The sequence below is a fragment of the Mycobacterium sp. genome, from assembly GCF_032162105.1.
In the GTDB taxonomy this organism is placed as follows: domain Bacteria; phylum Actinomycetota; class Actinomycetes; order Mycobacteriales; family Mycobacteriaceae; genus Mycobacterium.
In genome coordinates this window covers 1-6,282 of record NZ_JAVRPS010000146.1, presented here as the reverse complement: position 1 = coordinate 6,282, position 6,282 = coordinate 1, and the positions used below count along the sequence as shown (strand labels likewise).

The window sequence follows — 6,282 nt, the reverse complement described above, 5'->3', positions numbered from 1 at the left end:
CGATGTTCCAGGGATAGGTCATGCTGCACCACCGGTGCCAATGCGTGACCTGCTGGTGATACGGCGGCGGCGAGTGCTGTCCCGCCGGGAATGGCAGTCTCGACACCGTCGGGGAGATGAGGTAATCGACGGTATCGAAGAGATCTTCGACGGCGTGGAAGTAGTCGATGCGGCGGCTCTGCGCGGTGGCGAGGTCGACTGCGGACAGTTTTCGGGCTGCGTGGGCCAACGCGACGAGGTCGGGATCGCGGCGGGCGAGCAGGGAGTCGGTCTCGCCGTCGAGATCGGTTGCGGTGAAGGCGGAGATGATGGTGCCGACGATGTCGGCTCCGCCTGCGGGCAGCTGAATGGATCGAGTTCGGTGGCCCTGCTCGTCGAACCAGGCGGCGAACTGGTCGAACGCGGCATGGATGAACGGGTCCACGTGGTCGGAGTCGACTTCGTCGATCGCGCCGATGGTCATGTGCGTCTTGGATATGACCGGCGTCGGGGTGGTCGTGGCGAGCGGGTCGCGGCGGTGTGGGCCGCACATGATTTGGTAGGCGTCACGCGCATCGCCGACAGTGCGTGCCAGCGGGCCGATGTGGGAGAGGAATTCGGTGCTTACGGGATAGTAAGGGACCGATCCCAGGGTGGGTTTGAAGCCGACGACGTGGCAGAAGGACGCCGGCACGCGGATGGAGCCGAAGCCATCGGTGCCGGTGGCCCAGGTTCCGTACCGCATTGCCGTGGCCACACCCGCGCCGCCGCTGGATCCGCCCGGGGTCATCGTGGGCGCCCACGGGTTCAAGGAGGCCCCGAAGGTCGGGTTGGAGCCCTCGGCTTTCCACGCTGCTTCTGAGGTGTTCGTCTTGCCGAGCACGATCGCGCCGGCACGCCTGAGGCGTGCGACGGCTTCGGCGTCGAAGTCGGGCACCCATTCCGCGGTCCGGGCTGCGCCGCGCGTGGTGCGGATTCCGGCGGTCGCCGTGATGTCTTTGATGGTGATCGGTACCCCGAAGCCCGGACCGATCCGGTCGGGCTCGGCCATCATGAGCCGATCGAGGTCGGCTGCGTGTCGGCGCGCGTGTTCTTCGGACAGCGTGATGAAGGCGTTGTACTTGTCGCCCGTGGCCAAGATCCGCGCGAGTACGGCGTCGGTGACTTCGGAGGGCTTGAATCGATGTGTACGGTAGCCGTCGGTTAGATCGCGGCTGCTCAGACACGTCAGGTCATCGGTCGAGGGAGCAGAAGGCGTCATCGCGGCTCAGCGCACGCGGCTCAGGACGCAGTTCTGCAGCCACGCCGACATGGCGTTGGCCGCTTGCGCCAAGATCGTCTGTTCGGCCTTCTTGAGCTGGGCGAGGAAGCCGGAGGCGGCGCCGGGTCCATGCGCCTGCTCGAGCGACGCGCGGTATTCGGGGATCTCCAGCCATTGACTGGCCAGGTCGTGAGATGCCTCGATGTGGAACTGCACGCCGTAGCTGGTGCCGTGGCGGAACACTTGATGGAGGTAGGTGTCCGAACTGGCCAGCAGTTCGGCTCCGGCGGGCAGCGCAAATGTGTCGGAATGCCACTGCAGAACGGGAAACTCGGCGTCGAAGCTTCCCCACACGGGGTCTTCCTTCCCCGCGGCGGTCAGACGGACCCGGTCGACGCCGACCTCGGGCACGGCGCCGGTGTACACGATGGCGCCGAGCGCCGCGGCCAGGAGTTGAGCGCCCAGACACACCCCCCACACGGGTAGGCCCTCGGCGAGCGCTCGACGCAGGTAGTCGACTTCGGCATCAATCCAGTCGAAGTGGTCGCGGTCCCCCACGCCCATCGGGCCGCCCATGGCGATCACCGCCGCGAAGTTGGTACCCGCGGGCAGGGCGTCGAGGCCCATCCGGACGGTGTGGATCTCGCCGACCCGACCGAGCTCGCTGGTGTAGGCAGCAGGCGGTTCGCAGTCGACGTGCTGTAGGACCAGGATCTGCACGAGTACTTTCCTTTCGGCTGAGCGGCAGGCGGATTCGGGTCAGAAGAAACGGAAGTATTCGCGCTGCTCCCAGTCGGTGACGTCGTTGGCGATCGTTGCGTGCTCGGTGCGCGCGCCGCCGAATCGCTTCCATTCGTTGCGTTTCATCCGCAACAGCATGTCGACGAGATGATCGCCGAGGTGTTGGCGATACAGCATACTGCCGTCCAGTCCGTCGACAGCGTCTTCGAACGTGGTCGCGATGGCGGGTCCGTCGTGGTGGTGTGGATCGGAGGCCATGGCCCCGGGGTCGAGATGGTTGTCCATCCCGTCGATGCCGGCGATGACCTGCGATGCGATGTAAAGGTACGGATTGGCTGCCGGCTCGCCGATGCGGTTCTCGATGTGCGAGCTGGAGTCCCATGGTGCACCCAGGACCCGGATCATGGCTCCGCGGTTGTCTTTCGACCATCCCGCGACACTGGGTGAGAGGGTGTGTTCGTCGCGGTAACGCTGATAGCCGTTGACGGTTGGGGCGGTCAGCAGACTGGACTCGCGGGCGTGGTGAACTAGACCGCCGACGTAGTCTGCGGCGACGGTGGACAGCAGCTGGTCGGGATCGGTTGACATGAACAGGTTTTCACCGGACTGCAGGTCTTTGAGCGACTGGTGCAGATGCCACCCGCTGGGGTCGAAGCCTTGCAGAGCGGGTTTGCACATGAAGGAGGCGTGATAGCCGTGGCGCCAACAGATCTGTTTGACCGCACTTCGGAAGAGCACCGCAGCGTCGGCTGCGGCCAGGGCGTCCATGGGTTCGAAGGTGAACTCCAGCTGCCCGGGACCGGATTCGTGTTCGGCGCTGCGCAAAGGCAGTCCCAGCTCGCGCAGTGTCGCACACAGGGGTTCGACGATGCCGGCTACCGCGTCGTTGAGCAGGTCGCTGTTGAACTGGTATCCGACGTTGACCGGGACCACGGTCGGCGGTGAACCGGGGCGGCCGAATCCGCCGATGTCGTCGGTCTGTAGCGGTTGGTCGGTGAGTCGGGTGAGATGCCACTCGATTTCGAGTCCGATGACCAGACTCTGCGCCCGTTGAGCGAGCCGGTCGAGTTGAGCCTTGAGGGCTGCCCGCGGTGACAGCGACAGTGGCTCACCGGACTTGGAGTATTCGTCGCACAGGATCCAGCCGGTGCGCGCTGTCGTCCACGGCAGAATCCGGAAGGTGAGCGGATCGGGCACGATGATGATGTCCGAGGATCCTTCGAGGTCTGCGATGCCCACGCCCGCGCCCGGCGCGAACAGGTCCACGACGAGGTCGCCTCCGGTGTCGGAGATGAAGGGAAAGGCGCTACAGTCCATTCCGGCGTGTAACGCCTCGCCGAATACCTTGGCGCTCAAGCATTTGCTTCGTACCAGGCCGTGGGGGTCGGTGAACCCGACTCGCACCAGATCCAGCCGGTCGTCGGAGATCAGTTTCGCCACCTCGCCCGCGGCGGCGTGCTGCTGCGGTGTCCACCGCCCGTGGGCCTCGACGAATCCTGGAAGCCCCGTGACTGCACCATTGTTGGCGACGGCGGGACTAGAGAGAGCAGACATGCCAGTTTCCTTCCGGTGCAGGATATTCAGTCGCCAGAGCGCGACGTCAGGACAGTCGACGTGCCCACTGGGCCTTGGCGTCGTGTACCGCGGGCGTTACCGGACAGTCGACCCCGTCTTGGGCCACGGGGTCACCGACGATCGTCTGAAAGGGTAGATAGCCCGTCCAGATGCCCGATTCGGGGTCGTCGTCGGGATGTCCGGACCGGATCTTGACACTGGCCTGGTCCAGCGCCATGCGCAGAACGTAGGTCGCGGCGAGTTCACGCGGGGTGGGCGGGCGGACTTCATCCCATCTGCCGGGTGTGAGACGGTGCGAGATCTCCTTGACCGCTGCTTCCTTGTCCTCGTTGGGAACCGGCTCGGCGGTGCCGAGGATGACTGCGCAACGGTAGTTGACCGTGGAGTCGAACAGCGATTGGGCGTAGACCAGTCCATCGAAGACCGAGATGGTCACCGCCAAGTCGACCCCGCGCTTGGCTGCCTTGTTCAGGCCGGCACCGGTGGAGCCATGCATCAGGATCGCGTCGTCGTTGAAGGCGTAGGCCATCGGGATCACCGCGGGCTTGCCGTCGCGGACGAACCCGACGTGTGCGATGAGCCCGGCGTCGAGCACGTCGAACAGGTCCCGGCTCGCCCAGCGCTGCAGTTGTTTGTAGCGGTGGACTTCGAGGTCGCCGGACTCGGGGAGGTCCTTGGCGGTGTCGGCAGTGGTGGTCATGCGCTCCATCCTCGATTACCCGAATCCACTGTTGGTAGGCCACTTTCGCTGATCTAGATGAGACCACTGTGTTAACGCAGCGCTACGGCTGTTACAGCGGTCCGACGCAGTTCGGCGACAACCGGGGCGCGTCGAGATGGGACTCACCGGCTGCGGTCGAGGACTTCGGCCAGGACGCCGATGCCGGTCTTTATCTCGGTGGGAGTCACCTTGGCGTATCCCAGCACCAGTGCCGGGTTGGCCGGGTCTGGTGTCACCCGGTATTCGTCGAGCGCGGCGATGAGAAGATTGCGTGCCCGGGCCTGGCGGGCGATGAGGCTGGTGTCGAAGGCGCTGTGCAGGTCCGCCACCAGATGCAGGCCGGCGTCGATGCCGCGCAGGCCGCTGATCGCCGGCAGTCGCTTCAGTTCGCGCAGCATGACGCGGCGGCGGTCGGCGTAGACCTTGCGGACCCGGGCGATGTGGCGGGTCAGGACCCCGGTGGTGATCAGATCGGCCACGACTTCCTGGGTGGGGGCGGCGACGGTCGATCCGAGGTCGTTTCGGGTCGCGGCGACCGCGGCGCGCAGATGCCCGGGGACGCGAAGATAGGTCAGCCGCAGGCCGGGGTCGAGCACCTTGGACATGGTGCCCATGAAGACGACGTTGGATCCTTCGTCGAGGCCGGCCAGGCTGGGCAACGGGGGAACGCCGAAGCGGAATTCGGCATCGTAATCGTCCTCGACGATTACGGCGCCGTTCTTTTGGGCCCAATCCAGCAGGTCGCGGCGCACTGGTGAATCCAGCCGGTGACCCAGCGGATATTGGTGGCTGGGAGTGATGTAGAGCGCGCCAACGGATCTGGGCAGCGCGTCGAGGTTGGAACGCAGCAATTCCGGGTTGGTTGCATCGACGGGTATCCAGTCGACGCCCAACCGGGTGAGCGCGGCGCGTACCGCGGGATATCCGGGTTCTTCGACCGCCACGGTGCGTCCGGCCCAACCGAACGCCAACGCCAGCACGACCAACGCTTCAGCCGTTCCGGCGCACAGAAAGATGTCGTCGGCCTCGCACGGCAGACCGCGGGCCGCGCCGAGATAGGACGCCAAGGCGCAGCGCAATTCGGGCGTACCTTCCGCCGGTGGCGGGGCACTACGGGGTACGACCTTTCGCCATGCCGCGCGCCAGTCACCGAGGGCCACCAGCGAGGGGTCCAGATCACCGGGCCGCAAGTCGAGCAGCGGGATCGCTCTGGGTGCAGCGCTCGGCCGTGGCGTCGCGGGCGTCGACTCGAGGTCGTCGCGGTGAGCTACGAAGGTGCCCGACCCTTGGGCGCCCTCGACCCAGCCCTCCCCTTCCAACTCGAGATAGGCAGCGACGATGGTGTTGCGGGAGAGCCCGGTTTCCTGCGCCAGCAGGCGGGTAGAGGGCATCGGGTATCCGGGCCGCAGTAGTCCGCGCCGGATCGCGCCGCGAAGTTCGGACACGATTTGTTCGCGCAACGGTACGGGGCTGTCGCGGTCTACAGTGATGGGAATGTCCAAGCTGGACGACATGCGAGATCACCTCCCTGCGCAGTGTGAGCCCACCGCTGCAGCTGCGCATCCGCGGGGTGCCCGCCCCCTCCGGCGGCGGCGCCGGCGAGATTGGCGCTCACCTGGGTTTGTTCGCATCGATGTCACGCGGTGGTTGCACGCGGCAACATAGTGGTCTGCTGCGGCGGCGTCGATTGGTCTCGCCGGATGCACCGCACCGAGTGCCACTGGCTTCCCGGGGCCCAGGCGGCGCGGCGGGCCGTGGCCGCATCGCGTCAACCATCTCCGGTCGGGCGCTGGTCGCGAATCGACCACGTCACGATCGTCATCGCAGTCATCACGTTCTGCCGTCAATTACGCGCGCTGGCAATCTGTTTGCGTTGTCGCGGCATTGAATGGCTTCGGTGGTTTGGTTGAGCGGCCAACAGCGCCGGCGGACAGGACGGGCGAGACGCTTCTAGGATTTCGACGCGATGTTACGATCCGGCAGGACGTAGTTTCGCCGCGCGTCC

General features: G+C 66.0%; 5 protein-coding genes. All 5 read right to left on the bottom strand.

Going from position 1 to position 6,282, the window contains the following annotated elements:
* Positions 1–1,240: amidase (locus tag QOC69_RS07215; RefSeq protein WP_526437815.1), on the bottom strand; the 1,240-nt coding region annotated here is incomplete at its 3' end.
* 6 nt (positions 1,241–1,246) lie between these two features.
* A complete protein-coding gene (locus QOC69_RS07210; RefSeq protein ID WP_526437813.1) occupies positions 1,247–1,960 on the bottom strand; it encodes a type 1 glutamine amidotransferase in 714 nt (237 codons plus the stop codon).
* A 39-nt stretch (positions 1,961–1,999) separates the two neighbouring features.
* Positions 2,000–3,535 carry a glutamine synthetase family protein gene (locus QOC69_RS07205; RefSeq protein ID WP_526437811.1) on the bottom strand — a complete coding sequence of 512 codons (1,536 nt, stop codon included), beginning with the start codon at positions 3,533–3,535 and terminating at the stop codon, positions 2,000–2,002.
* A gap of 46 nt (positions 3,536–3,581) precedes the next feature.
* Complete coding sequence (locus QOC69_RS07200; RefSeq protein ID WP_526437809.1) at positions 3,582–4,256, bottom strand: pyridoxamine 5'-phosphate oxidase family protein; 675 nt, start codon at positions 4,254–4,256, stop codon at positions 3,582–3,584.
* Positions 4,257–4,399: 143 nt separating this feature from the next.
* Entirely contained in the window at positions 4,400–5,791 is a 1,392-nt protein-coding gene (gene pdxR, locus QOC69_RS07195; protein WP_526437807.1) for a MocR-like pyridoxine biosynthesis transcription factor PdxR, read from the bottom strand.
* Between the last annotated feature and the right edge of the window lie 491 nt (positions 5,792–6,282).